The sequence below is a fragment of the Desulfatitalea tepidiphila genome, from assembly GCF_001293685.1.
Lineage (GTDB): Bacteria > Desulfobacterota > Desulfobacteria > Desulfobacterales > Desulfosarcinaceae > Desulfatitalea > Desulfatitalea tepidiphila.
In genome coordinates, this window is the sequence record NZ_BCAG01000001.1 from 74,356 (window position 1) to 99,100 (window position 24,745).

Annotated in this window: 22 protein-coding genes; 14 read left to right on the plus strand and 8 right to left on the minus strand. The window is 59.8% G+C overall.

The window, feature by feature from the left end; genetic code table 11:
* Positions 1-26 precede the first annotated feature (26 nt).
* The 7 genes from DFT_RS00355 to DFT_RS00385 all read left to right on the plus strand — a co-directional run bounded on the left by DFT_RS00355 (position 27) and on the right by DFT_RS00385 (position 8,638).
* Positions 27-788 carry a DUF748 domain-containing protein gene (locus tag DFT_RS00355; RefSeq protein WP_054029268.1) on the plus strand — a complete coding sequence of 254 codons (762 nt, stop codon included), beginning with the start codon at positions 27-29 and terminating at the stop codon, positions 786-788.
* Positions 785-2,974, plus strand: a complete 2,190-nt coding sequence (locus DFT_RS00360) for a DUF748 domain-containing protein (RefSeq protein ID WP_054029269.1) — start codon at positions 785-787, stop codon at positions 2,972-2,974. The genes DFT_RS00355 and DFT_RS00360 overlap by 4 nt, the downstream gene beginning before the upstream one ends.
* A 290-nt stretch (positions 2,975-3,264) precedes the next feature.
* Positions 3,265-4,182: a S8/S53 family peptidase gene (locus DFT_RS26910; RefSeq protein ID WP_054029270.1), complete on the plus strand. Its 918-nt coding sequence runs from the start codon at positions 3,265-3,267 to the stop codon at positions 4,180-4,182.
* A complete protein-coding gene (locus DFT_RS00370; RefSeq protein WP_054029271.1) occupies positions 4,179-6,842 on the plus strand; it encodes a S8 family serine peptidase in 2,664 nt (887 codons plus the stop codon). The genes DFT_RS26910 and DFT_RS00370 overlap by 4 nt, the downstream gene beginning before the upstream one ends.
* Before the next feature lie 179 nt (positions 6,843-7,021).
* A complete protein-coding gene (locus tag DFT_RS00375) occupies positions 7,022-7,483 on the plus strand; it encodes a hypothetical protein (protein ID WP_054029272.1) in 462 nt (153 codons plus the stop codon).
* Positions 7,462-8,070 (plus strand): DUF2284 domain-containing protein, encoded by a 609-nt coding sequence (locus DFT_RS00380; protein ID WP_083453235.1) that lies wholly within the window; start codon positions 7,462-7,464, stop codon positions 8,068-8,070. Before DFT_RS00375 ends, DFT_RS00380 begins: the two co-directional genes overlap by 22 nt.
* 88 nt (positions 8,071-8,158) lie before the next feature.
* Positions 8,159-8,638 (plus strand): hypothetical protein, encoded by a 480-nt coding sequence (locus DFT_RS00385; protein ID WP_054029274.1) that lies wholly within the window; start codon positions 8,159-8,161, stop codon positions 8,636-8,638.
* A gap of 26 nt (positions 8,639-8,664) precedes the next feature.
* Here the strand turns inward: DFT_RS00385 and DFT_RS00390 are convergent, their stop codons facing one another.
* The 4 genes from DFT_RS00390 to DFT_RS00405 all read right to left on the minus strand — a co-directional run bounded on the left by DFT_RS00390 (position 8,665) and on the right by DFT_RS00405 (position 13,446).
* Positions 8,665-9,876: a hypothetical protein gene (locus DFT_RS00390; RefSeq protein ID WP_054029275.1), complete on the minus strand. Its 1,212-nt coding sequence runs from the start codon at positions 9,874-9,876 to the stop codon at positions 8,665-8,667.
* A 249-nt stretch (positions 9,877-10,125) separates the two neighbouring features.
* Positions 10,126-10,560, minus strand: a complete 435-nt coding sequence (locus DFT_RS00395; protein WP_054029276.1) for an ATP-binding protein — start codon at positions 10,558-10,560, stop codon at positions 10,126-10,128.
* Positions 10,557-12,509, minus strand: a complete 1,953-nt coding sequence (locus tag DFT_RS00400; protein ID WP_054029277.1) for a SpoIIE family protein phosphatase — start codon at positions 12,507-12,509, stop codon at positions 10,557-10,559. Before DFT_RS00400 ends, DFT_RS00395 begins: the two co-directional genes overlap by 4 nt.
* Positions 12,484-13,446: an ABC transporter substrate-binding protein gene (locus DFT_RS00405; protein ID WP_076750342.1), complete on the minus strand. Its 963-nt coding sequence runs from the start codon at positions 13,444-13,446 to the stop codon at positions 12,484-12,486. The genes DFT_RS00400 and DFT_RS00405 overlap by 26 nt, the downstream gene beginning before the upstream one ends.
* Before the next feature lie 233 nt (positions 13,447-13,679).
* Between DFT_RS00405 and DFT_RS00410 the strand changes: the two genes are divergently transcribed.
* The 5 genes from DFT_RS00410 to yihG all read left to right on the plus strand — a co-directional run bounded on the left by DFT_RS00410 (position 13,680) and on the right by yihG (position 19,125).
* Positions 13,680-15,803, plus strand: a complete 2,124-nt coding sequence (locus DFT_RS00410) for a VTT domain-containing protein (protein ID WP_054029279.1) — start codon at positions 13,680-13,682, stop codon at positions 15,801-15,803.
* Between the two features lie 9 nt (positions 15,804-15,812).
* Positions 15,813-16,496 carry an endonuclease/exonuclease/phosphatase family protein gene (locus DFT_RS00415; RefSeq protein ID WP_054029280.1) on the plus strand — a complete coding sequence of 228 codons (684 nt, stop codon included), beginning with the start codon at positions 15,813-15,815 and terminating at the stop codon, positions 16,494-16,496.
* An 86-nt stretch (positions 16,497-16,582) separates the two neighbouring features.
* Positions 16,583-17,395 (plus strand): formate/nitrite transporter family protein, encoded by an 813-nt coding sequence (locus DFT_RS00420; RefSeq protein WP_054029281.1) that lies wholly within the window; start codon positions 16,583-16,585, stop codon positions 17,393-17,395.
* 29 nt (positions 17,396-17,424) lie between these two features.
* Complete coding sequence (locus tag DFT_RS00425; protein WP_200906992.1) at positions 17,425-18,108, plus strand: SDR family oxidoreductase; 684 nt, start codon at positions 17,425-17,427, stop codon at positions 18,106-18,108.
* An 84-nt stretch (positions 18,109-18,192) separates the two neighbouring features.
* Positions 18,193-19,125, plus strand: coding sequence for a 1-acylglycerol-3-phosphate O-acyltransferase, YihG family (gene yihG / locus DFT_RS00430; protein WP_054030031.1), 933 nt, complete (start codon positions 18,193-18,195; stop codon positions 19,123-19,125).
* Positions 19,126-19,150: 25 nt separating this feature from the next.
* Here the strand turns inward: yihG and DFT_RS00435 are convergent, their stop codons facing one another.
* On the minus strand, positions 19,151-19,666 hold the full coding sequence (locus DFT_RS00435; protein WP_152971811.1) for a hypothetical protein: 516 nt from the start codon (positions 19,664-19,666) through the stop codon (positions 19,151-19,153).
* A 416-nt stretch (positions 19,667-20,082) separates the two neighbouring features.
* Here DFT_RS00435 and DFT_RS00440 point away from each other — a divergent pair, with 416 nt between their 5' ends.
* On the plus strand, positions 20,083-20,541 hold the full coding sequence (locus DFT_RS00440) for a hypothetical protein (protein WP_054029284.1): 459 nt from the start codon (positions 20,083-20,085) through the stop codon (positions 20,539-20,541).
* Positions 20,542-20,593: 52 nt separating this feature from the next.
* Positions 20,594-21,412 carry an alpha/beta fold hydrolase gene (locus DFT_RS00445; RefSeq protein ID WP_054029285.1) on the plus strand — a complete coding sequence of 273 codons (819 nt, stop codon included), beginning with the start codon at positions 20,594-20,596 and terminating at the stop codon, positions 21,410-21,412.
* On the opposite strand, the gene DFT_RS00450 is transcribed toward DFT_RS00445, so the two are convergent.
* From DFT_RS00450 to DFT_RS00460, 3 genes are read right to left on the minus strand one after another with little or no spacing between them, the layout of a single operon-like run.
* Positions 21,325-22,038 carry an N-formylglutamate amidohydrolase gene (locus DFT_RS00450; protein WP_054029286.1) on the minus strand — a complete coding sequence of 238 codons (714 nt, stop codon included), beginning with the start codon at positions 22,036-22,038 and terminating at the stop codon, positions 21,325-21,327. The two genes, DFT_RS00445 and DFT_RS00450, sit on opposite strands and share 88 nt — an antisense overlap.
* A complete protein-coding gene (locus tag DFT_RS00455) occupies positions 22,035-23,270 on the minus strand; it encodes a carboxylate-amine ligase (protein WP_054029287.1) in 1,236 nt (411 codons plus the stop codon). The genes DFT_RS00450 and DFT_RS00455 overlap by 4 nt, the downstream gene beginning before the upstream one ends.
* Positions 23,267-24,736: a RimK family ATP-grasp domain-containing protein gene (locus DFT_RS00460; protein WP_054029288.1), complete on the minus strand. Its 1,470-nt coding sequence runs from the start codon at positions 24,734-24,736 to the stop codon at positions 23,267-23,269. Before DFT_RS00460 ends, DFT_RS00455 begins: the two co-directional genes overlap by 4 nt.
* Positions 24,737-24,745 lie beyond the last annotated feature (9 nt).

The following is a 24,745-nucleotide window of genomic DNA, read 5'->3' on the forward strand; positions in this document are numbered from 1 at the left end:
TGATCCTTCCAGGAAAGGCCAGGCGCATGAAACGTTCGATCACCGATGGGTTCGGTCGATACCGGATCGCCATCTGGATTCTAATAGGCCTGCTGCTTTTCTACACACTGGCCGGTTTCCTGATCGTCCCCCTGGTGATTCAGCGGGGCGTCGTCAACCGGCTGCCCGGTTTGATCCAGCGCAAGGTCGCCCTGGAATCCACGCGCTTCAATCCTTACACCCTTTCCGTCACGCTTCTCAATCTGGCCGTCACCGAAAAGGATGATGCGCCTTTCATGGCCGCCCGCCGGATTTATCTCAACGCGCAACTCTCCTCTCTGCTGCAACGCGCCCTGATCGTCAAAACCGTGGAACTGGACGGCGCCGACCTGTGTGTGGTGCGCATGAAGGAGAAGCGGTTCAACTTTTCCGACCTCATTCCGCCGCCCCCGGCCGAAGAAGCTGACAAGGACGCGAAACCCATGCGCATGATGCTCGGCCGCTTGGCCCTGACCGACGGCCGAGTCGCATTCGAGGATCGCGCCGCATCGGCTCCGTTCGTCACCCGATGGCAGGCCATCGAGATCCAGGTGCAGGGGTTCGATACCGCCGATGGCGTCGATCCGGCCAAATTCAGCTTCAGCGCCGTCAGTGACGCTGGAGAAACCCTTAACGTCGAGGGCCAGGCCGTCATGGCCCCTCTCTCGGTCCGGGCCGGCCTGCGCCTCGCCGGTGTTCCCTGGCCCGCTACGCCCCCTATTATCAGCCCTATTTCAAGGGGCGCATCACCGGCGGTAAGGTCGATGTGAACGCGGATGCGGTCTGGGTCCAGGATAGCGGCCGTATCGACCCGATCGGGCTGCAGATGGTCGACCTGCAGATCGCACGCGCGGATGGGGACAAGGCGCAACCCATGGTGACGCTGCCGCATGTCGAGGTGGCCGAGGCAGCCGTCGATCTGAAAAAGCGCACCCTGGCGGCGGGCCGCATTTTCACCCGGGACGGCAGGATCGCGCTCGTCCGCGGCGCCGACGGCCGCATCGATCTATTGGATACCCTGGTGGATACCCTGGTCGATACTCGGGTAGACACGCTGGACAACTCGCGGGTCGACAGTCCCGTCGTGCAGGCCGGAACGCCCCGGGAGCAAAAGCCGGCGGTGGATTCGCAGCCCACCTGGCAGGTGGACCTGGGCGACTTCAAGCTGGAAGGCTATGCCCTTGATTTCACCGATTTCCAGTTCTCCGATCCGCCGGCCCACATCGAGGCCCACGAGATATCGGCTTCGGCCCAGGGGGTTAGCACCCGGACCGATACCCAGGCCAAGGTGACATTCGCTCTTCTATGGAGCGATCGGGGTCATTTCAATGCCGAGGGCACCCTGACCCCGGCGCCGCTGCAGGCAGAGTTGAAGATCGACGCCGCGGAATTGGACCTCCGCCCGGTTCAGCCGTACATCGGCCAGTTCTTGAATTTGACTGTGACTCGTGGCGGGGCCGCTACCCAGGGGACCCTGAAGATCGCATCCAGCGCGGATCAGGCAACGAACATCCACTATGCCGGTCAGGCCGCCCTGAATGACATAAACGCCGCGGACAGCATCAAAAACAGAGACTTCGTATCCTGGAAGAGTCTTTTTCTTTCGGGGATCGACATGAGCAGCGCGCCTCTTCGGGTGGACATCGACGAAGTCGCCCTGACCGATTTTTTCAGCCGAGTGGTCGTCTATCCCGACGGCACCACCAATATTAAGACCATCCTGAAGCCCGTGGCCGAGGACGGACCGGCCGGTGTGCGTGTCAAGGAGGATCGGTCCGGGGCCATTCGCATCAACACCATCACCCTGCAGGGGGGGACTGTGGACTTCATGGATCGGCTCGTTGAGCCCAACGTGAAAGCGGTTCTGGGCGACCTGGGCGGCCACATATCGGGCCTGGCCTCGATCAGGGAATCCAGGGCCGAGGTGCTGCTGCGCGGCACCACCGGCCCCCAGATCCCTTTCGAGATCAGCGGACAGATCAACCCTCTGATCGAAAAACCCTTCCTGAATATGAAGATCGTTTTCGCCAACATCGACCTGAGCGCCTACGCCCCCTATTCGGGCAAATATCTGGGTTACGAGTTGGATAAGGGCCAGCTCTCCCTGAATCTGGACTATCACCTGGAGAACAATCTCCTGGTCGGTCAAAACAAGGTGGCCGTCGATCAACTCACCTTGGGAGCTCCGGTGAAGAGCCCCCAGGCCACCAAGCTGCCGGTGAAGCTCGCCATCGCCCTGCTCAAGGACAGCAAAGGCAACATCGACCTCGATCTGCCGGTCAAAGGATCGCTCGACGACCCCAAGTTCAGCCTGGGCAGCGCCATCCTCACCGTGCTGCAGAATCTGATCGTGGATATCGTCAGCGCGCCCTTCAAGATGCTCGGCGCGTTGTTCGGCGGCGGAGAGGAGTTGCAGTACCTGCAGTTCGAGCCGGGCAGCGCGGAGACGACCGATGCCGCTCGGGAAAAGCTGGTCATTCTGGCAAAGGCCTTGACCGAGCGGCCGGCCCTCAACCTGGACATCCAGGGCCGCATCGATCCCGACGCCGACCGCAACACCCTGCGCCGGCTTCGGTTCGAGCGCCGGTTGAAAAACATCAAGCTCAGATCCCTGGGCCGCGCCGTTCCCATCGAGGAGATCGAGATCTCCCCCGAAGAGCGATCGGCGTTGATTCGCCAGGCCTATGAAGCGGCCGACTTTCCCAAGCCGCGCGACGACAAAGGCAATTTCAAAGCGATCACACCCGACGAGATGGAAAAACTGCTCGTCACCGCCATCGAGATCTCCACCGACGCCCTGCGCCAGCTTGCCTTGGCCCGCGCCAACGCTGCCAAGAACCACCTCATCGACGCGGGCGGCATCGCCGCCGGCCGCCTCTTCGTGGTCGATTCCGACATACAGGGCGGTGCGGGAGAAGAGAAGCACACGAGCCAGGTCCAGTTCAAAGTCAAATAGGTGCGGTTAAAATTTGGTTGTTTTTCCGCATCTGTTGCAATAGTCATAACGACAAGGCGACCGATCCAATTCATATCTCCAGAATCACCATCTATCTCTCGGCGGGTTGGGGCGGCATGTCAGCCGTATCCTCTTTCCCACCTGATTCTCTTCTTGAGTTGAACGCAGCCGGGCAAATGGTGTCGATTCGATTTCGCTGGCGGGATGATGTCCTGGGACATACGTCGGCCGACGATGGAAATTTCGATCAACAGGAGCATTCAGCATCAACTCCAAGGAGGGCATGCGCCATGAACGACAAAACTGCGACCGTGTCTGCAAACCGTTTGCTCGTGAAGCTCCGCCCCTCTCCCACGCTCAAGGCGGCGGAGTCCCGGGCCCATCTGCGCCCGCTTTACGACACGCCCCAGGCCAAAGCGGCCATGCTCGGATTCGGCACCGAACCGCAGTGGTTTCTGGCCGATCTGCCCAAGGGCGCCATCAATCCCTGGGACCTGGCTCACGCAAGGGTCGCCGGCGAGCTCGGCGTCGCCGAATCGGACGTCATTTTTGTGGAGCCGGACATGGTCCATACCATCTACCCGGATGTCACCGAGCGAAAGGTCGGCCAGGCGTTTGCGGTGGGCGAGCAGTGCGTCGACACCCCCCAGGACGGCGGCCACGGCAAGGCGCTCGGGCCGGATCGCTTCGCCTGGCATCTCGGCGAAGACTATACGCAACTGGGCAAGGCGCGGGACGCCGTGGCTTTCACCGAGCCGCGGACGCGCATCGCCCACCTGGACACGGGTTATTACCGGGCGCACTGCACCACGCCCCGGCACGTCCTGCGGCACCTGGAACGCAACTTCGTGAGCGGCGACGCCGATCCGCACAGCGCCGAGGACCCGGACAATCGGCGTCTTCTGCTGGACAATTCCGGCCATGGCACCGGCACCATCAGCATCCTGGCCGGCGGCAAGGTGCCGGGCTTCGGCGACATTGATCTCGGCGGTGCGCCCGAGGCGGAGGTTCTACCCCTCCGGATCGCCGACAGCGTGGTGCTGCTCTACACGAGCGCCTTTGCCCGGGCCCTGGACTATGCCGTCGTCCAGCATTGCGACGTGGTGACCATGAGCATGGGCGGGCTGCCTTCGCGCGCCTGGCGCGAGGCGGTGGACAAGGCTTATTTGAGCGGGCTCTGCCTCGTGGCCGCTGCGGGTAACATGTGAACGGCCTGCCGACGCGGCATATCGTCTATCCGGCCCACTACGGCAGGGTTCTGGCCGTCTGCGGGGCGATGGCCAATCACAAGCCCTATGCCGGTCTCAAGGGCCTGACCACGATGGAGGGCAACTACGGTCCCAAAAGCATGATGAAGGTGGCGCTGTCGGCCTACACGCCGAACATTCCCTGGGCCCTGTTCGGATGCGAGGAGATGGTGCGGCTCAACGGCGAGGGCACTTCTGCGGCGACCCCCCAGGTGGCGGCGGCCGCGGCACTGTGGTTCGAAAAGTTCAAAAATGAGCTGCCCCGCGACTGGCAACGGGTCGAAGCGGTCCGCCACGCCCTGTTCAAGAGCGCCAGGGTCAAGGGCATCGATCAGAAACGGATGGGCCGCGGCATTCTGCAAGCCTTCGACGCCCTGACCGTAAGACCGGTGCTGGGCCTCGAACAGACCCCTTCGGACAGCGATTGGTTCGCCTTTCTGCGGGTCATCACCGGTCTCGGCGTGGTGATGCCGCCGCCGCGTGAAGAGATGTTCAACCTCGAGATCGCTCAGCGCTGGATGCTCAACCCCGCGCTGCAGAAGATCGTGCCCGATCCAGATGCGGGTGAGCCGCTCGACGAGAAGGCCCTCACCCAATTCATGGAAGCCATCATCGAAGATCCGCAGATATCCCAGGCCCTGCGAAAGCACGTCCTGGCTCGCTACCCGGTTGCGGCCCGAAAGCCCGCGCCGCGCAAGGACATAGGAAAGGCCGGAACCGAGGAGGAGCAAGGCGCCTTCGGTTCCCATCCCCAGCCGGCGCTCGGCGATCCGCCCTACCGCCGCATTCGGGTCTATGCCGTTGACCCCAGTCTCTCCACCCAGTTCCACACCGCGGGCATCAACGAGGTGGTGCTCAACGTGCGCTGGGAACCCCTGAAGAAGGGGCCTTGCGGAGAATATCTCGCCGTCCATGATATGGATGACGCCGGGAAGATCTACGACCCCGTGGACCTGGAAGATCCCCGAATACTTGCCCAGGACGGCTGGGCGCCTTCGGAAGGCAACCCCCAGTTCCACCAGCAGATGGTCTACGCGGTGGCCATGAAGACCATCGAACACTTCGAGCATGCCCTGGGCCGGCCGGTCCTGTGGCGGCCCCGGCCCAATCCCCAGGACCCCAATGACGACGGCGCCTTCGTCGGCCAACTGGCCGTGCGGCCCCACGCGCTTCGGCAGGCCAACGCCTATTACAGCCCCCAGGAGGTGGCGCTCCTGTTCGGCTACTTCGAGGCCGGAGCGGACGATCCCGGCCATCATGTGCCCGGCAGCCGCATCTACGCCTGCCTGTCGCATGATATTGTCGCCCATGAGACCACCCACGCAGTTCTGGACGGGATGCACCGCCGTTTCAACGAGCCGACCAACGCGGACGTGCTCGCGTTGCACGAGGCGTTCGCCGACATCGTCGCCCTCATGCAGCATTTCACCATTCCGGAGATCCTCGAGGCCGAGATCAAGCGGACGCGCGGCGATCTGGAAACCGAATCCATGCTCGGCAGCCTCGCCATCCAGTTCGGCCGCGCGACGGGCGGACGCGGGGCACTGCGCGATGCCATCGGACATATGGAGGACGGTGTCTGGAAGCGCCTGAAACCCGATCCCGAAGAGCTCCAGCGGCGACTGACGCCGCATGCGCGCGGCGCCGTGCTGGTGGCCGCGGTCTTCGATGCGTTTCTCGCCATTTACAAGTCCCGTATCGCCGACCTGTTGCGCATCTATACGGGCGGCACCGGGATTCTGCCCCAAGGCGCCATACACCCGGATCTGGCGCGGCGGCTCGCCGACGAGGCCGTTAAATCGGCCAAGCATGTCCTCAATATCTGCATCCGCGCCCTCGACTACCTGCCTCCCGTGGACGTAACCTTCTTCGAGTACCTGCGCGCCCTCATAACCGCCGATTTCGACCTGGTGGCCGATGACCGGCACAACTATCGGGTAGCGTTTGTGGAGGCTTTCCGCCGTCGAGGCATCTACCCGGTCAATCTCGGCGCGCCCTCCCGGGATACCCTGCGTACCCTCTCGGTGGATACGTTGCGTTGGCAGGGATTCGACTGGTCCAATGGTTCCAAGGCGGCGCGTGTGTTGATGAACAAGTACAACGCGATCATCAGGGACCTGAAACGATTTTCGGACGCCTGCTTCTACATGGAAAACCGCGAGGCCCTCTTCAAAAAAACGCGCGGGCACAGAGTGAGATTGCACCAGCAGCTCGAAGAGATCTTCGCTGCGGCGCCGTTTTTTGCCAAAGAATTGGGAATAGATCCGGCCGACAAGAGCTTCGAGGTCCACGAACTGCGCCGCTCCCTGCGCATCAGCCCAGACGGTAAGCCCATCCCCCAGGTCATCGTGGCCTTGACACAGTCGAAGCGGATGAAGGAAGATCGGAAAAACGGTCTGCCGGAATTCGTGTTCCGTGGCGGTTCGACCCTGGTCGTGGATTTGTCCGCGTCGGAAGTGAAATACCGGATCGTCAAAAATATCGACAGCAAAACCCGTCAGGCCCGCACTGCGGATTTCATCCGCCAGGCCACAGCCGATCCGCTGCGCGCGCTGTTCTTCACAGCTGGACGAGGAGAGCCATTCGCCGCGCTCCATGCCCTGGCCGATGACGGTGTGTGATGGAAGCTGAATTCTCATGGCAACGGAATTGGCAGGCATGGGTGGGGCAGGTGGCCTTGGCCACCTGTTCCATCCACGCCGGGTTTAATGAATAGCGTTCAGTTAAAATCCCTGGACGGGTGCCGGCAAGAAAGCAAATTTCTTCAAAGGAGTCACTCAGGCTTTGGAATGGGAGTAACATGGTCCCCACAAAGATTGATGAGCTGATACAGCTCCTCGCGAAGCATGAATTGTCTATCGCCGCTTTATATGAGACGTTTGCATCCAAGTTGCCTGAAACGAAGCAGGAGTGGCTGGTCTTCGCCGAAGAAGAGCGACTCCATGCCAAGTGGGTCGACAAACTTAATCTCTTTCAAAAAGAGGGCAGGATACCACTGGAAAGCACCAAGTTTACGGTTCAGTCCGTCAAGACGGCCATCGATTACGTAGAAAAGCAGATCGAACGGGCATCCAAGGAGCCGCCGGATCTGAAGCGGTTTTTGAACATGGCGATCGATATCGAAAAATCGCTATTGGAGACGGCCTTTTTCAGACTATTCAAGCTGACCGCGCCCGAGGCGCAAAAGGTTCGCACCCGGCTGGAAGAGGCAACCAAAGTACACATACAAAAGCTGATCGAATGGAAAACGCGCATCAACTGATGGGTCTTGTGGAGCATGCCCGCACATTGGGGGCCAGCCGAGCGGCCATTATTCCGGCCGGGCGGATCGTGGTCAACGATGCCTTGGCCGATTTATGCCGGCAGCCGCGGTGTCCCAATTACGGGTTGTCGAAGAGTTGTCCACCCCATGTGGCCGGTCCTTCTGTATTGAGAAAGCAGCTTGAAAGGCGGACGCACGCCCTATTTGTTACGATCGATGTGCCGGCCGAGATGATCGATGCCGCAAGCCTGTCGCGTTCCGCCGAGAGCCGCGCGATTTTCCGACTGCTGCATGAGATCGCCGCCGGTATGGAAAAGGCGGCCATCGAGGCGGGGTTCGGCAACGCACAAGCGTATGCCGGTGGATCCTGCAAACAAATCTTTTGCGATGACGACGATGCGTGCCTGGCGCTCAAGGGCGCTGGCACCTGCCGGTATCCGCAGTATGCCAGACCCTCCATGTCCGGATTTGGAATCGATGTGGCCCGGTTGTTCAAAACATGCGGATGGGAGATGCGTTGGGTTTCACCCGGCCATGGTGGACCGCCTGTTCCCATGGCCAGCATCTGTGGTTTGGTTTTGGTTTAGATCGTGCCCGTGCGTAATTGGCCATTTGTGCACGGTCGCCGGTTAGCGACGATTTGTGAGCCGAACGACTTCAAAAAGCCATTGACCTATGGAAACCGACGATTTTAAGGGATTCATCAAATATCTGAGCTCGTTATGGGGAGCGCTCGGCAGCATCACAGTGATTTTTCCCTTGGCCGACGTCCTTTTCAAGGTGATACCGCTTCCCGTTGATCCCTATGGGAAATCCACTGCGCCGATTGCCATTCCGATCACCTCCCTGGTGGCGTTTTTCATGTTGTTTTACACATTCGCACAGCGCCAGAATCCAAGAGCTTTATCTGCCCGCCACTCGGGGGCCTGCTTCATGCTCGGTTTTGTCTCCCTGGCCCTGTTTTTACTTTTGGCGCACTTTGAATACATGCTTCGAGAACATCTTTTCCCGTTCCTCGATAGTACGGACGACTATATCCTCTATCTCGTGGGTGTCGTCCCGTTCTATGCCTTGTTTTTCGCTTGTGTGACGCGCGCCTTTGCCATTCTCGCGTTAATGGAATTCAGGCATCGTCAAACCCGGACAAAAGCATAAGCATAGGATGGCACCACATTCGTTTCCTATTTGCCGCTTTCGGTCCCGACCGTGGGAAGAATGATCCGCTCGGAAAAACCCATGATAAAACCGAACGCAAATCCCAGCGGACCGAACATATATGAATTCTGCGCAATTTTATCGACCATCTGGATTTCACCCAGATTGAGGGCCACGATGTTTGATTTGATGATGATGTACAGGATCGTTGCGGCCACCGCCCCGACAATGGGTTTGGTCAGCATGTAAGTGCGCAGATAGACGTCGCCGATGTTCACCTCCCTGGACCTGAGTCGCATCACCGTGCTGAAAAAGCCGCCCAACAGTCCCGCAAAGAAGATAAAGACCAGCAGGTTGTTCTGAACCATGTAAACCGCAAGGTCCATGGGTGCCTTCGCCCACGAATAGGGTACGGTGAGTTCAAATGTTTCCCTGAATTGGTTCCACGCGACCCAGTAAGGCACCGCATCGGTGGTCAAGCGTTCGTTCAGGTGTAGCAGGAGAAACGAAAGCAGTACGAGCAACAATAGGGCGACATTGTAGATCTTCTTGATCCTCAATTGTGCATTGATATCATTGAGACGGATATGGTTGAGTTTGGCCAGCATCAGGGCGATGGTTCTTCTCGCCTTGCGGTTGTTCATCCGTTTTGTTTCGTCTCCATTACTATCCGCTTCATTCGTATCCGTCAGTTCGAGGGCTGTGTCGTGACACATCTCTTCCAGGGCATTGTCTTTTCCTGGACAAATTTTGGCACATTCCATCCGGCAGTATTCCAGTTGGGCCGGCAATCGCTCATCGGAAATGATCCCATCGGTCAGCAATCGTGATCGAACGAATGTGATGTCCCGCCACATCATATTGAGTGCATCGGCCTGGTTCAGTGCCTCCAGGTTTTGCCTGGAAAGAATGCGCGCGTAAATCAATAGATTGCCAAATGACTTGGCCTTGCCCGTATCGACCGTGTTCTTTTGAAGGAACTCATTGAAGGCGTCAAATTTCTTTTCGACCTCGTCGGTGTTTCTTTTGTCCTTAATTCCGGTAAAACCGTAATGCTTTAATTCGACTGCCCTGGCATGCATCTCGGATTCCAGTTCCCGCCACAGGATCCAGTATTTTTCCCTGGCGTCCTGTCGGTGGATGGGTGACGTTTGCCGGAAAAGAAAATTTTTGATTTTTGACCAGACCTGAAGCGGCTGATCCCTCTCCAGTAAGGCTCCGTTGGCTGTCGGGTTCATGTTTTCACCTCGCTTGGTTAAGGTAAACACCATGGGTTTCGACTTGAAAGAAAAAACAGAATCCGCTTAAAATTAGGGATGCTCAACTTTGCCGGTTGATGATCTGAAATCGGGTCGGCAACTGAAGACGACTCAGTGCGGGTGTCGCTGGTAAAGAGATGGGGATTGAGGAATTCTTACAAAATACTAGTGCATTAAGCTTGCGTCAACCATTAAATCGGGGAGAGAAGGATTCGTCTCGGCCATTTCTCATCGTTCGGGGAAATAGACATCCAGCACATTATGGTCGTCACAGCGATCGTAGGCCATGGCACGGCTCAGCTCTCTGGTCAGGAAGATCCCCAGGCCACCGATCTCCCGTTCGCCGATACCCAGGGTCATGTCCGGAGATGGCTGTTCGAGGGGATTGAAGGGGAGACCCGCATCGATGACGCGCACGAGAAACCCTTTGTCCGGTATCATGCCGCACCCCACGGCCACCGGCTCCACCGGAGCGCCTTCAAAGGCATAGTGAAATACATTGAGCAGCACCTCTTCCATCACCAGGTCGATCTTTTCCTGGATCGCCTCGGGCAGGCCTGCGGCCCGGGCTCGCGACAAGACAAAATCACGAAACTGGTTCAATGATTCCGGCAGACCGGGCAGGTGCTGCCACGCCAATGTCGAGTCATCCAGTGGCTTCAATGGCTTCCTTTATAGTGCAGGGCCAGTACGGTAATGTCATCGGACTGGGCCGTGCCCCCGGCATATGTCTGTACGGCGGCCATCAGTCGCTCCACCATCTGCCGGGGCGTCTCACCGGCCATCCATGTCGTTTCACGCAACAGCCGCTCGTCGGAAAAGAGCTGCTGATCGACGTCCATGGCCTCGGTCACCCCGTCGGTATAAAGCAAAAGCCGGTCGCCGGGGAAGAGCCGGATGCTGCGGGTTTCAAAAGCAGCCTCCTCGGCCGCGCCCAACACCAGTCCCGGCGGCAGCGGCAGAAATTCGGGGCGCTTGCCGGCGCGCAGCAATACCGGCGGATTGTGGCCGGCGTTGGAATAGACCAGATCGCCGGTGGCCAAATCCAGGATACCACAGACCAGGGTCACGAACATCGCCGTTTCATTGTTTCGACACAACTCTGCGTTGACCCGGCCCAGCACATCGGCCGGCGTCGATCCCTGTTCGGCCATCCCCTTCATCAGCGTCTTGGTCACCGCCATGAAGAGGGCCGCGGGCACCCCTTTGTCGGATACGTCGCCCACCGAGAAAAAGAGATGTCCCGGGTCCAGCATGAAAAAATCGTACAGGTCGCCGCCGACCTCCCTGGCCGGTGCCAGAGCGGCGTAGAGGTCGAATGTCGTCTGATCGGGGAAGGGCGGAAAGCGTTTGGGCAAAAAATTCATCTGAATGGCGCTGGCGATTTTCAGCTCGCTCTCGATGCGCTCCCTGGCCCGGCTGGTTTCGGCAATATCGGCGATGTATGCTTTGAGGGCGACGCGCATGTCATCCACCGAACGGGTCAGCACCTGCACCTCATCCCCGGTGCGCACCACTGGCAGTTGCACTTCCAGGTTTCCTTTGGCGATTTCTGCGGTGGCACCGACCAGGTGCTGCAACGGCCGGGTGATGGATCGCGAAATGGCCACGACCACCAATAGAAGCAGGGCCAATCCTGCCGCTGCAATCTTCAGTATGGTTCGGTTGAGGGTCCGGATATCGGCAAACAGTTCGTGTTCCGGGATCACCACGCCCACCGACCAGCCGGCCGCCGTTACCGGCGCATAGGCCAGCAGGGACCGCCGGCCCGTATGGGGACAGGTCATGGCGGTAAATCCAGATCCGCCCTGGATCATCGCTTTGCCGACGGTTCTCAATTCAGGAAGTCCGCGGGCCTCGGCCGTGCTGAAGATACTTTCGCGCATGATGAGGGTTTGATCCGGATGAGCCAGAAAAGCCCCCCGGTTGCTGATCAGAAATGCATAGCCCGTTTCATACAGGGAGATGGCACCGATATCCGACACCAGCTTTTCCAGTGAGACATCGGCGGTCACCACCCCCCGGAACAGGCGACCCTCTTCAGAGCGCTCATAAAAGGGATGGGAATAGGTGGTCATGAGGATGCCACCTCCGCCTTCATCGAAGTACGGTTCGCTCCACACCGGCCGGTTCAGTTCCTTGGGAATCAAATACCAGTCCCAGAGAAAGTAGTTATAGGTTTCGTTGCCAAGCTGGGCGAAGGTTACCTCTTCGCTTCCCTTCCGGAAGAAATAGGGGGCGTAGAAGCGTTGGTCGGGCTTGAATGCGTGGGGTTCGAACGCCGCTGCCCCGCCGAAAAGCTCCGGCGACCCGGCCACCATGTCATGCATCAGGGGCAGCACCAGCTCGTCTGTCACCGTTCGATTCTCAAGATACCGGGACACCACACGCGGCAGCGCCTCCACCGAACGCAGTTTGATTTCGATTTGCAGCACCACGGATGCAGCCCGGTCCATGGCCACGGCGCGCACATTTTTCAGAACCAGGCGGCGGGAGTGGTAGTGGCTGTAACCGAAGGCCGCCAGGAAGATCAAGGTGGTGCTGGCGAGAATGAACAGCGCCAGACGTAAGGCCAGTCCCCGGCGTTCAGGGTGTCGCGTGGCGCGGGTCATAGAACTCCTGGTAGTCCGGAATGGCTTGGATGATGCCGTTGCCGCGCAGCTGCCGGCCGACGAAAAGATAGTTCGCTTCGTTCAGTTTTCCCAAATCATCGCAATTGCCGCCCGGACAGATAATATCTCCCATCCGGGCCAGCATCCACCGCTGGTGGACGCGGTTGGTGGGCAGGTTGGCGGCGTCGACGCTGGCCATGACAATGGCCAGCGCTTCTTCGGGATGGTCGAAGGTGTAGCGCCACCCCTCGATGGAACCCTGCACAAAAGCGCGCACCGCCTCCGGCTTGCCATCCAGCGTCTCTTCCAGGCAGTAGATGCCGTCTTCTGGAAAATTGAAGCCATAATCGGCCAGCAGGAAGGTGCTCAACTCGTCGGCGTCGATCCCGGAATTGAGAATGACATGGTATTCATTGTACCACATGGCCGAGGCCGCATCCACGCCGCCCATCAGAAACAGGTTGGGTGTGTATCCTTGAGGCACGAGGGAGACCGACAGATGGTTCTGGCGGAAGAAGGCCAACGGCTGCAGCCGGAACTCGTCCCATACGCTCACCCGCCGGCCATCGAGGTCATCGGGGTTACGGATGCCGCTCTTTTTGCGGGCCACCAGCATCAGGGCCGAGCGCTGGACGATCTGCCCGATGTTGACCAGCGGCACCCCCTGATCGCGTAAAGCGATGCCTTCGGTCAGAAACAGGGTCGTGAAAGTCACCCGTCTGTTCGCCAGATATGCCCCCGCCGGCCGATCCGGACCACCTCGCACCACCTTCACCCTCAGGCCCCGACGTTCATAGAATCCTTTGGCATCGGCCACGTAATAGCCGGCAAACTGGGATTGGGGAGACCACTGGGGGAGAAAGTCGACGGATACAGACGCGTCGCCCCGCGCCGCCCCGGTGGCGAGCAGGCATGCCCAAAGCCAGATGCAAAGCATGCCGGTTATCTTATTTGCCCGCGCATGGTTCACGGTGATCCATCCTTTGTCCCAAATGAGAACGATATCGACGACCGGACCATTGGATCAATGCCGTTGAAGGCGCCTGACCGGGTATCGATTGTCGTTTTTTGATCGGCACTCAGGCGACCGATCTTTAGTTTTTCAGTGGTTTGACATGGCATGCGTCGTACTTTATGGTGACGCTTTGACAACGATAAGGCGGATATGCCATGGGCGGAATTCTGGAAAAAGGGCGCAATTGCTGGCGTCTGGCGCAAGTCGAGCGGGCGGCGTTCGTGATAGATGGAGAAGATTACTTTCGCGCGGTGCGGGAGGCGATGTGCCGTGCGCGGCGCACCATCTTCATCGTCGGCTGGGATATCCACAGCGAACTGCGACTGGTTCGCAATGGCCAGGATGACGGCTATCCCGAAAAGCTGGGCCAATTGCTCGACCGCCTCGCCGACGACCGCCGCGAGCTCGAGATCTACATTCTCAACTGGGATTTCGCGATGATCTACGCCATGGAACGCGAATTTTTTCCCGTCTACAAGCTGCGTTGGAAATCACACCAGCGGATTCATTTTTCCCTCGACGGCCAACATCCGGTCGGAGCTTCCCAGCATCAGAAGATCGTGGTGGTGGATGATCGGGTGGCTTTTGTCGGTGGGCTGGATCTGAGCAAGTGGCGTTGGGATACGTCACGCCATCATCCGGATGACGAACGCCGTGTGGATCCGGACGGCAAAGCGTATCCGCCGTTTCACGACGTGCAGATGGCGATCGACGGCGAGGCGGCGGCGGCCATGGGGCAGCTGGTGCGCGAGCGCTGGCGGGCCGCCGTGGGGCAAGACGCCGCGGCTCTGGATCCTAATGATGGTGGCGATCCCTGGCCGCCGAGTATCCAGCCGGACCTGGAAAAGGTGACACTCGGCATTGCACGCACGCTGCCGGATTACGGCGGTCGCGACGAAATTCGCGAGGTCGAGCGGCTTTACCTGGAGAGCATCGAGGCGGCCCAATCCTTCATCTATATTGAAAACCAGTACTTGAGCGCCCATTGCATCGGCGAGGCCCTCTCCCGGCGTCTTGAACAGTCCGACGCGCCTGAAGTGGTGCTCGTTCTACCGGAAAAGACCGGCGGCTGGCTGGAGCAGCACACCATGGACGTATTGCGCGGCCGACTGTTGGCCAAGCTGCGCCATGCGGACCGCCATGACCGGCTGCGGGTCTACTATGTGCGACTTTCAAAAGATCCCCACGTTTCCCTCATGGTGCATGCCAAGGCGATGATCGTCGACGACCGCATCGCCCGGGTAGGCTCGTCCAACCTGAGCAACCGCTCGATGGGCCTCGATTCGGAGTGCGATATCGCCGTGGAAGTCACCGAATCCCAGCCATGCGGTGCAGCCGTTGCGCGTTTCCGGCACCGGCTGCTGGCCGAGCATCTCGGCGTGGATGTGGATGAGGTGGCGGCGGCCCAGGAGCGGCATGGATCGCTCATCGCGGCCATCGAGTCCATGCGGGGCGGCCGACGGACGCTTGAGCCGCTGTCCGGAGACGTGCCCCAGGAGATCGACCAATGGGTCCCGGACTCGGCCCTTCTCGATCCGGAGAAGCCGGTCGAACCGGATGCCTTTTTCGATCAATTTATTCCATCCGATCAGCAAAAACCGGCCTATCGTCATATGTTGCGCATCGGATTGCTGCTGCTCGGCGTGGCGGGGCTGGCCGCCATGTGGCGCTGGACGCCGATGTCCGACTGGCTCGCCATAGAACGGGTCGAGAGCGCCTTGCACTGGATTGCGGAAAGTCCCTTGACCCCCCCGTTGGTGCTGGCCGCGTTTGTCGTCGGCGGCATCGTCGTCGTACCCATCACGCTGTTGATCGTCGCGACGGTGACGGTGTTCGGTCCCTGGCTCGGTGCGGCCTATGCGTTGCTCGGGGCCGAAGCATCAGCCCTTGTCACCTTCGGGTTGGGTCACCTGCTCGGACGCGAAGCGGTGAGCCGAATCGCCGGAAGCCGAATCAATCGCATCGACCGCGCGCTTTCCAATCGTGGCGTGTTGACCATCGTGACGCTGCGTATCGTGCCGGTGGCGCCGTTCAGCGTCATCAATGTCATCGCCGGCGTATCGGAGATCCGGCTGCGAGATTTTGCCATCGGCAGCTTCATCGGCATGGTGCCCGGCGTGGTCACCATCGCCCTGCTTGCCGACCGTATCGTCGCCTCACTGCGCGAACCCGGCGTCGAAAGTATCCTGATACTCGTCGCCGTGGCGGTTTGCGTGATCCTGTTTCTGGCCGGCCTGCGTTACCTGGTGCGGCGCAAGCGTGAGCCCGGGAAAGCATAGGAAAGGCCTATGCGCATCGTCACCTACAACATCCACCGGACGGTCGGCAGCGACGGTCGTCCGGATGCGACGCGCATTTCAACCGTGTTGAAGGAGATCGATGCGGACCTCATCGCACTGCAGGAGGTCGGCTATCGTCAAGATGATCCGGCACATGTGCTGAAGGCCTTGAGCGACGCGCTGGCCGCGTCCGTCATCGAAGGCGTCACCCTGCTCGACGAACGGGGCCATTACGGCAACGCCGTGCTCACCCGCCTGCCCGTGGCCGTGATCCGTCGCCACGACATCAGCGTGGTCGGCCGCGAACAGCGCGGGGTCATCGAACTGCACCTCAACGTGGAGGGCGTCGCGTTGCAGTTCATGGCTACCCATCTCGGCCTGCGTGCGTATGAGCGCGGGTTTCAGGTCGGGCGGTTGCTATCGTTGCTCGACGCTTCGACGGCCGGCATGAAGATCCTGCTTGGCGACTTCAATGAATGGTTCCCCTGGAGCGGCACGCTGCGTCGGTTGCGCGGGACCTTCGGACGTTTACCGGCGATGCCAACTTTTCCGGCCCGTTCGCCGATATTGGCACTGGACCGGATCTGGGCGCAGCCCGCGTCTGTTATCGCAAGCGTATATGCGTATCGCAGCCCGTTGGCCCGATCGGCATCCGATCATTTGCCGCTTGTTGCGGAAGTGAATTTGCGCTAATTTTAATGAATTCATCAAAAGTTGCTGCCGTCAATTTTGCTTCATGGCGCTAAAGTCCCGAGTAAACCCTAGACGGAATCCCGAGCATGGATACGAAACCTTACTTGGCGGACGCCTATACGCCGCGCGAGATTGCCCGTTTGGTACAACACCTGGGGGTCTCGAAAGCGCAGACAGACACCATTACCCTGGTCGTGCTGGCCGTGCTTGCCGGTGCGTTTATTTCGCTGGGTGCATTTTTTTACACCGTAGTGGTGACAGGGTCGAGTCTCGGTTTCGGGGCGACCCGTCTGCTCGGCGGATTGAGCTTTTCTCTCGGTCTGGTGCTGGTGATCGTTGCCGGCGCCGAGCTTTTCACCGGGAACAACCTTCTGGCAATGGCATGGGCCAGCCGCTTGATCGGCACGCGCGATGTGATGCGCAACTGGGTGATCGTCTATATCGGGAACGTCATCGGTTGCATGGGAACCGTTCTCTTTGTCGTGTGGGCCGATGTCGGCACGCTTGGCGGAGGCGCAGTGGCCGAAACGGCCGTTCAGATCGCCCGCAGCAAAGCCGGCCTTTCCATTGGACAGGCATTTGCCCGCGGGGTCTTGTGCAACGTGCTCGTCTGTCTGGCCGTCTGGCTGACCATGGGTGGGCGCAGCGTGGCAGACAAGATTGTGGCGATTCTTTTCCCCATTACCGCTTTCGTGACCATCGGCTTCGAGCACTCGATTGCCAACTGGTTCTTTTTGCCTTTCGGTTTGGCGATAGACATGCAAGCAACGATTCCGGTCGCCGGCGCCGCCTGGAACCTGCTCCTTGTCACAGCGGGCAATATTGTGGGCGGGACCCTCATGGTCGCCGGCGTTTACTGGATCGCCTATCTGCGCGGCGAGCCCAAGCAAGACGGTTGATGCCCATTTACATTATTGGAGGAGGTCGCGTGACCAATAGAGCACTTCAAGATAAACGGATTCTCGTCACCCAGGCCGACGCCTTCATGGGACCGGCCATTTGCGAGGTGCTGGCCGAACAGGGGGCCACGGTAATCGCCAGCACGGCATCGCTTGTGCCTCCCGAAGCACCGGGAGCCGTTGTCGCCGCCGCCGGTCGTATCGATGTGCTCGTTGCCAACCTCTCAATTCCGGCGCCCTCTTCACCGGTGGCCGACGTGACCGACGCGGAGTGGCGCGACACCTTCGCCGCCCTGGTCGATCCCCTGCCGCGCCTGGTGCGTGCCGTTCTGCCGCAGATGGTCGAGCGCCGCAGGGGCAAGATCGTGGTTATGGGGAGCGCATCGGCTTTGCGGGGCATGAAGCGGGCATCGACCTACAGCGCGGCCCGGGGCGCCCAGGCGGCCTATGTGCAGGCCGTGGGGGTCGAGGCGGCCCCGCACAACGTGCAGATCAATATCGTCGCCCAGAACTTTGTCGACAACCCCACCTATTTTCCCCGGGAGATTCAGGAAAATCCACGCTTCCAGGAGCGGCTCAAGCGGGAGGTGCCGCTGGGGCGTCTGGTTTCGGCGCGGGAAGACGCGCAATTTGCCGCATACCTGTGCAGCGACGGCGCGGACTGCTTCGTGGGCCAGGTTTTTCCGGTTTGCGGGGGTTGGGTGGCGCGGTAGGTGTCGAGGATAGTTCTTGGATGAACCCTTATTGTCATTCTTCCAAAAAGGCTTTTCGCCCTCTGTCTGCGAGGAGATATGATCATGACCCAATCGTTTCGGCCGCTCCTCGTGGGAGGACTTACCCTGCTGTTGTTCAGCCTCAACACCGTCTGGTGGTGTAGCGTTTTATACCTGTTTGTCCTCGTCAAATGGATAGTTCCCCACAAAGGCTTCCGGCGCCATATTTCACGCATACTGATCGTCATCGCCAACGTGTGGATTGAAGGCAACAGTTTCATTTTCTCCATCATCCACAAGGTCCGGTGGGATCTCCGGGGAGTGGAAAACCTCTCTACCGCCCACTCCTACCTGGTGGTGAGCAACCATATTTCCTGGGCGGACATCTTCGTTCTGCAGCACATTTTCAAGCGGCGCATTCCTTTCCTCAAGTTCTTCCTGAAACAGGAGTTGATCTGGGTGCCTCTTCTTGGGATCGCCTGGTGGGCGCTGGATTTTCCGTTCCTCAAGCGGTACTCGCGCCACTTCCTCGAGAAGCATCCGGAGATGCGCGGCAAAGATGTGGCCGCGACGCGCAAATCGTGCGAAAAGTTTAAGGATTACCCGGTTTCCGTCATGAATTTTCTGGAGGGGACCCGTTTTACCTATCAAAAGCATGCGAAGCAAAACTCGCCCTACGAGCATCTGCTCGTGCCAAGGGCCGGGGGCGTGGCCCTGGTCTTCTCCAGCATGGGAGACTATCTGTCAAGCGTTCTGGACGTGACGATCGTCTATCCGGAAAACGTCCCGCCGGTGCACTTCTGGGATCTGCTCAGCGGGAAAGTGCCTCACATCACGGTGCATGTGGCGGTTCTGCCTATTCCCGGAAATGTGGTCGGCCGAAGTTATGAAGAAGATGCAGGCTTCCGGAATGAAATTCAGAAATGGGTCAATGGGCTCTGGCGGGCCAAGGATCGGCGCATCGCGGCGATCAAGGCGGGTGGTGAGCTTTCGGCCGAGGCGAACGAAGCGCCGTAACACGGACGGTGGGGCGAGATTCATTTCAGCCGGTGATCGCCTGGATGAATGCGTTTTCCATCTGCCGGCGTAACTGCTTGATGTGCTGCAGGCAGGTTTGCGTCTGGTGCCATGGTGCAGGGTGTTCCCGCAGGATTCGGGTCTGGGCCGGGCAGAGATACCAGGTGCACACGAATGGCCGCTGCAGGCGCTCGAGGCTGCAGCCATGCGGGGCGGCGTAGCGACAGCGATCGCCGCTTTTTTCGCGCAGTTGGCGTTCGGGCAGGGGGACGGCGGCCAGGTGCAAAAAGAGCAGGTCCTTGAAATCGATCCAGACACAGGCGTGTTGACAGCAGATATCAGAGCAGGTAGGGCATGAGGCATGGCACAGATCCACCATGAGCGGAAACAGCGATGCGAGCCGCCCCCGAATCTCATCAGCCATCCGGCGTGTGGCTTGGAGCGCCGACCTGCGGTGATCGAGCAGATGGGCGAATGCGGCATTGGCCTCGTTCCAGAGGGACGGGGTGTGCCACGGGATGACGACATCGGGTGTCTGCATGGCGTCGTCATATACCTTTGGCTCGGATTTTTCAAAGGGTGCCGGTTTTGACCATCGATTCTCACTGAATGCCATTCATTAAACCCGGCCCGGATGGGACAGGTGGTCGATGCCACACGCCAAGCGGTCAAGTGCCAGTAAAATGAACGGCGGGCGACCCAGAAACTCGCTGCGCTCAAACAGTCTGGGCCGCTTGTCCGCCGTTTGCATTTAACTGGCTCCAAGACCGCAGGCTCACGTGGCCCTGGCCACCTGCCCCACCTGGGCCTGCCATAACCGGTGCCATGCGATTTTTTTTGTCAAACACCTTCTGGAATGCAGGCCCTTCAGGGTGAATCACATTCAGTTAGAACTGCTGGGTTTTGACCACGGATTTGGAAGCGAGCGCATGGACCATGACGACAGGTGATAGCGGAATGAAAAATTGGTCGGTCGGCCTGCTGTGGCTGGGCACCGGTTTACTCTCCTGGTGCCTGACGGTCTATGTGTTTCATTTTTTCGTATCGCCGCTGTTCATCGAGTCGTTCAGGACGATCAATGCCGGTGACCATCCCATGTTGATCAAGCACGTGGCCAACATGCTTTACTCTCATATGGCGGCATTTCTATTGAGTTTTCTGTTCGCTTTCATTCTGGGCCTCTATTCGGACGCCACGTCCTCCAGAGTGCTGTTGTTCGTGATCGGCGCGGTCGCCGTCGCCGTGTATCTCCAGGTGGGCAGCCTCTTCGCCTACTGGCGCCAGTATGACGAAATTCCCGGCTGGGCCGTGTCCTCCATCGTGCAGGGGTTCGTTTCATCGTTGTTGATCGTGCCCCTGCTTTCCGTGTGCGGCAGCAAAATCGGCAGCCTATTGAGGTCCCGAAGGAAAAAATAGCCGCTCTTGCCGGCCGCATGCAACCAACCGACAAAACGGGGGAGAATTCCTGTTGGCGCATATCACCTTACATGAGGGGCAGCGGATTTACTACGAGTCCATCGACGGCGATGGAGATCTGCCCTGCCTGGTGTTCCTTCACGAAGGCCTGGGGTGCGCGGCTATGTGGAAGGATTTTCCCCGGCGGCTCTGCCGGCTCACCGGTTGTTCCGGTCTGGTCTATGACCGTCTGGGGTATGGCGGATCCTCACCAGCGGCCGCGCCGCGCACGGTTCACTACCTGCACGCCTATGCCCTGCAGGAGTTGCCTCGGGTGATTGCGGCGATCATACCGGAACGGCCTATTGTTCTGGTGGGGCATTCAGATGGGGGGACCATCGCCCTGTTGCATGGCGCCGAAAGGCCGCCGTACCTGGCCGGGATCATTACCGAGGCGGCCCATGTGTTCGTGGAATCGGTCACTCTGGACGGCATCCGGGCTGCGGTGACGGCCTTTGAAAACGGCCGGTTGGGCGGGCTGGTCAAGTACCACGGCGAAAGGAGCGAAGCGGTCTTTCGCGCCTGGAGCGACACCTGGCTCAGCGACTGGTTCGCAGACTGGAACATCGAATACGCCCTGCCGGCCATCGCCGTACCCCTTCTGGTAATCCAGGGGCGAGAGGATCAATACGCCACCGAACGGCAGGTGCGCACCATCGTCGCCAGGTCGGGCGGGCCGGCAACTCCGGCTTTGATCGACCACTGCGGCCACGTCCCCCACCTGGAAGAGCCGGAGGCTGTGCTTCAGTTGATGTCCGGGTTCATCAAAGCCGCTTCAAGCCCATCGAGCACCACGCCGCCCAATCTTCGCCAGGCCGCCGGTCCCTTCTGATAGTGATACTGGTTCAACTCCAGTTCGATGCCCATATAGTCGCGGGTGAAAAGGGTCCGAAAATAGGTGGCCAGGCCGTCCGAGACGCCTTTATAGGGCGCGTTGCAGCGGACCGAACATTTCGGGCTGTGCGCCTGCATCTCTCTTTTCCATGTTCGACAGAAGTGTCGTTCGCCGTGTCGCGCCGGGTCGTAAAGCAGGCCCACGTCCATACTTCGGCTGCGGCCCCTTAAAACCGGCGTGAAGCTGTGAACGGCGATGTGCAGTACCGCCCGACCGTTGAGGATGGCTTCGGAGACGCTCTTTTGAATCGGGTCGCGATGGGGGGCGTAGTACTTCCTGAGAATGTTCTCTTTTTCCGTCGCCGGCAGGGACCGGGTGATGCCTGAAAAGATATTGGGATGACCGATGCTGCGGTTCAGGTCCACGAGCAGGCGTGAGCGTGTGGCGGCAAAAAGGGGCGCGTCGAACCGTTTGGCCATGCGGCGCGCCATGGCCAGGGCCCCCAAGTCGTAGCCGCTGTGGGAGTCGAGCAGGTTGCGCCGGCCTTTGAAAAGGTCGCGATACGGTGGGGGGATGACGTGGCCCCCGTGCTCGCAGGTGACGATCAGGGCTAGGGTCTTCACAGGAACTGCTCTCCTTTGGCCAGGCAATCGCACAGGGCACCGTAGATGTCACACAGTTTTTCCCGGCTTGGACCGGCGCCTGCGGCCCTGCTGATACGCCGGGCCAGGCACCCCTTGGCTAAGATGCTTTCGAGAGCCCGGTTCAAATCCGGATCGACTGTTTGCGTCGACAGGGTCGTTTCGGCCAGGTGCTGCCAGATCTCCCTGGCCTGGACCTTTGAGGGCGGCATGCCCACGGCCTGTAAAAAGTCTTTGTCCTCGATGACGGTTTGGTCGGCTTCGCGGATGACGCGAAGGAATAGGTCGGCCAGCGGCCGGGTTGCCATCGCCTTGAGACGTTCCAGCGACACCCAACGCTCGTCGCACAGGGCCTTGAGGGCGGCCGCGATCAGGGCGGCGGCGGCCAGGTCGGCCCTCGGGCACTCCTGGATGTCGAGGACCCGGATCTCGATGGCGCCGCGGTCGAAACGGGAGATGGCGCCCCGGGAGTTGAGGAATTCATGTTGCAGGGTACCGTCGGGATCGAAGGGGGCGATATCGGCGTACATGCGCTGGAAGATCTGTCGTTCATAATCCGCCCGGGTGTAGACCGGCTCGGGCACGATGCTGCCCGCGATCGAGGGAATGCGCTCGGCGTTGTGACGGTAGACCTCCATGCGGGCGTCCATGTAACCGGTCGGGCGGCCGTCGAGGATCGGCGAGGCGGCGGTCAGGGCCGGCATGACGGGCAGCAGGAGGCGGATGGCGGCGTGCAGCCGGGCGAATTCATCGTCGCCGTGAAAGGGCAGGTTGATGTGCATGCTCTGCAGGTTGGACCAGCCGTGTCCCTTGCAGCCGAAGATGCGATCGTAGGCTTCGTAGACCGGACTGTACTCGTGGGGCCACAGCACGGTTTCGCGTTGGGGGTCCATCCAGGGATGGCAGGCCGTGGGCATGAGCCTGGCGTCCATCGGAAGCAACAGGCCATTGATCCGATCGAGATGGCGTTCGAAGGTGCGGTGCAGGCCGGCCAGGGTGGGGACCGGTCCGTTGGTCTTGAGTTCGATCACGTGCAGCACCAGTTCGTTGGACCAGGCCAGCGGCCCCAGCTCGATCTCCGAGACGATATTCCCGGCCGCGGCCATCAAGACCCGATCGGCAACGGGCCGCACGCATAGGTCCCGGCGATCCACGATCATGTATTCGAGCTCGATGCCCATGGCGTCGAACAGGTGCAGGGGGGTATCGTTCATGCGTTGCGGCTTCCCGATGTGCGCATCTCGATGCGTTTCAAAAAGACCTCCATGATGCGGGTGTAGAGCTCATCTTGGAGTACGTCGTCCTCGTAGCCCGCATCGATATTGGGGTTGTCGTTGACTTCGATGACCATGGCCGTTTTACCCACCTGTTTGAGATCCACGCCGTAGAGGCCGTCGCCGATGAGGTTGGCGGCCTTGAGAGCGGTCTTCACCACCACCGATGGGGCCTTGGCCACGGGCAGGGTCTCCACTTTGCCGTAAATTTCCCGGCCGCCCTTGTCCTTGCGTACGATCTGCCAGTGGTTGCCGGCCATGTAATATTTACAGGCGAACAGGGGCTTGCGGTCCAGGATGCCGATGCGCCAGTCGAATTGCGAGGGCAGGTAGGCCTGGGCGATGACCAGTTCCGATTTCTTGAGCAGCTGCCGGGTCTGTTCCAGCATGGCCGCCTCGTCCTCGGCGCGCACCACCCCCTGGGAAAAGGCGCTGTCCGGCTGTTTGAGGATGCACGGGTAACTGATTTCCGGCAGGATCTGTTCGAGGTTCTTGCTGTGTACGATGTGGGTCTGGGGGGTGGGGATTTTCGAGCGCCGCAGCAGTTCGGCCAGGTACACCTTGTTCGAGCAGCGCAGGATCGATTCCGGGTCGTCGATGACCACCAGGCCTTCGGCCACGGCCTTGCGGGCCAATCGGTAGGTGTGGTGATCCACGTTGGTGGTTTCGCGAATAAAGAGGGCATCGAACTCGAAGAGCCGGTTGGAGTCCTCCTTGGTGATCAGCTCTGTGCCGATGCCTAGTTCGTCGGCGGCTTTGATGAATCGTTTGAGGGCCCGGGCATCGGACGGCGGGCGCTGCTCGGCCGGATCGTATAAGATGGCCATGTCGTAGCGGGAGATGGAGCGCTTGGGGATATAGAGCTTCTTGCCGGCGAAATACTCCGAGGCTACCGATTCGGCAAAGGCGCGCTCTTCGACCGGGATCTCCTTGACGGTCAGCGGCGAGACGTTGGAGAGCTGCCAGTTGTTGTAGAAACCGAAGTCGGCCCTTAAAAACGGCGCCGGAAAATATTTGAAGAGCCGTGATGCGATCTGCTCGAAGCGTTTGTCCGTGCACTTGCCGAAGTAGATATTGATCGATAGCTTTTGCGGGTCTTCGGATGTGAAAATTTTTTGAAGGAGTTCGCTCTGTTCTTCGGATACCAGCCGGATGATGCCCATGGATTTGATGTCCTGGATGGTGGTGATGTTGGGTACCGGCTTGTGGTTCCGCGCCTCGGCCAGCAGGCTGACATAGTAGCCGATGCTCTGATAGCGATAGGAGCGGCAGATATTAAAGACTTTGACGCCTTTCAGGGCGGCATAGGATGAGTCGGACAGATAGGTGCGGGCGGCGACGGGTTCCACATCACTGAAATTGAGGGGGCACTCTTCCGGGTTTTCGATGACCACGAGAACGGTCACTTTGATTTC

Bases quoted from the DNA above. Each gene is read 5' to 3' on its own strand.
- DFT_RS00355 (WP_054029268.1), top strand. From the start codon at position 27: ATGAAACGTTCGATCACCGATGGGTTCGGTCGATACCGGATCGCCATC.
- DFT_RS26910 (WP_054029270.1), top strand. From the start codon at position 3,265: ATGAACGACAAAACTGCGACCGTGTCTGCAAACCGTTTGCTCGTGAAG.
- DFT_RS00375 (WP_054029272.1), top strand. From the start codon at position 7,022: ATGGTCCCCACAAAGATTGATGAGCTGATACAGCTCCTCGCGAAGCAT.
- DFT_RS00380 (WP_083453235.1), top strand. From the start codon at position 7,462: ATGGAAAACGCGCATCAACTGATGGGTCTTGTGGAGCATGCCCGCACA.
- DFT_RS00385 (WP_054029274.1), top strand. From the start codon at position 8,159: ATGGAAACCGACGATTTTAAGGGATTCATCAAATATCTGAGCTCGTTA.
- DFT_RS00390 (WP_054029275.1), bottom strand. From the start codon at position 9,876: ATGAACCCGACAGCCAACGGAGCCTTACTGGAGAGGGATCAGCCGCTT.
- DFT_RS00400 (WP_054029277.1), bottom strand. From the start codon at position 12,509: ATGACCCGCGCCACGCGACACCCTGAACGCCGGGGACTGGCCTTACGT.
- DFT_RS00405 (WP_076750342.1), bottom strand. From the start codon at position 13,446: ATGCTTTGCATCTGGCTTTGGGCATGCCTGCTCGCCACCGGGGCGGCG.
- DFT_RS00410 (WP_054029279.1), top strand. From the start codon at position 13,680: ATGGGCGGAATTCTGGAAAAAGGGCGCAATTGCTGGCGTCTGGCGCAA.
- DFT_RS00415 (WP_054029280.1), top strand. From the start codon at position 15,813: ATGCGCATCGTCACCTACAACATCCACCGGACGGTCGGCAGCGACGGT.
- DFT_RS00420 (WP_054029281.1), top strand. From the start codon at position 16,583: ATGGATACGAAACCTTACTTGGCGGACGCCTATACGCCGCGCGAGATT.
- yihG (WP_054030031.1), top strand. From the start codon at position 18,193: ATGACCCAATCGTTTCGGCCGCTCCTCGTGGGAGGACTTACCCTGCTG.
- DFT_RS00435 (WP_152971811.1), bottom strand. From the start codon at position 19,666: ATGCAGACACCCGATGTCGTCATCCCGTGGCACACCCCGTCCCTCTGG.
- DFT_RS00440 (WP_054029284.1), top strand. From the start codon at position 20,083: ATGAAAAATTGGTCGGTCGGCCTGCTGTGGCTGGGCACCGGTTTACTC.
- DFT_RS00455 (WP_054029287.1), bottom strand. From the start codon at position 23,270: ATGAACGATACCCCCCTGCACCTGTTCGACGCCATGGGCATCGAGCTC.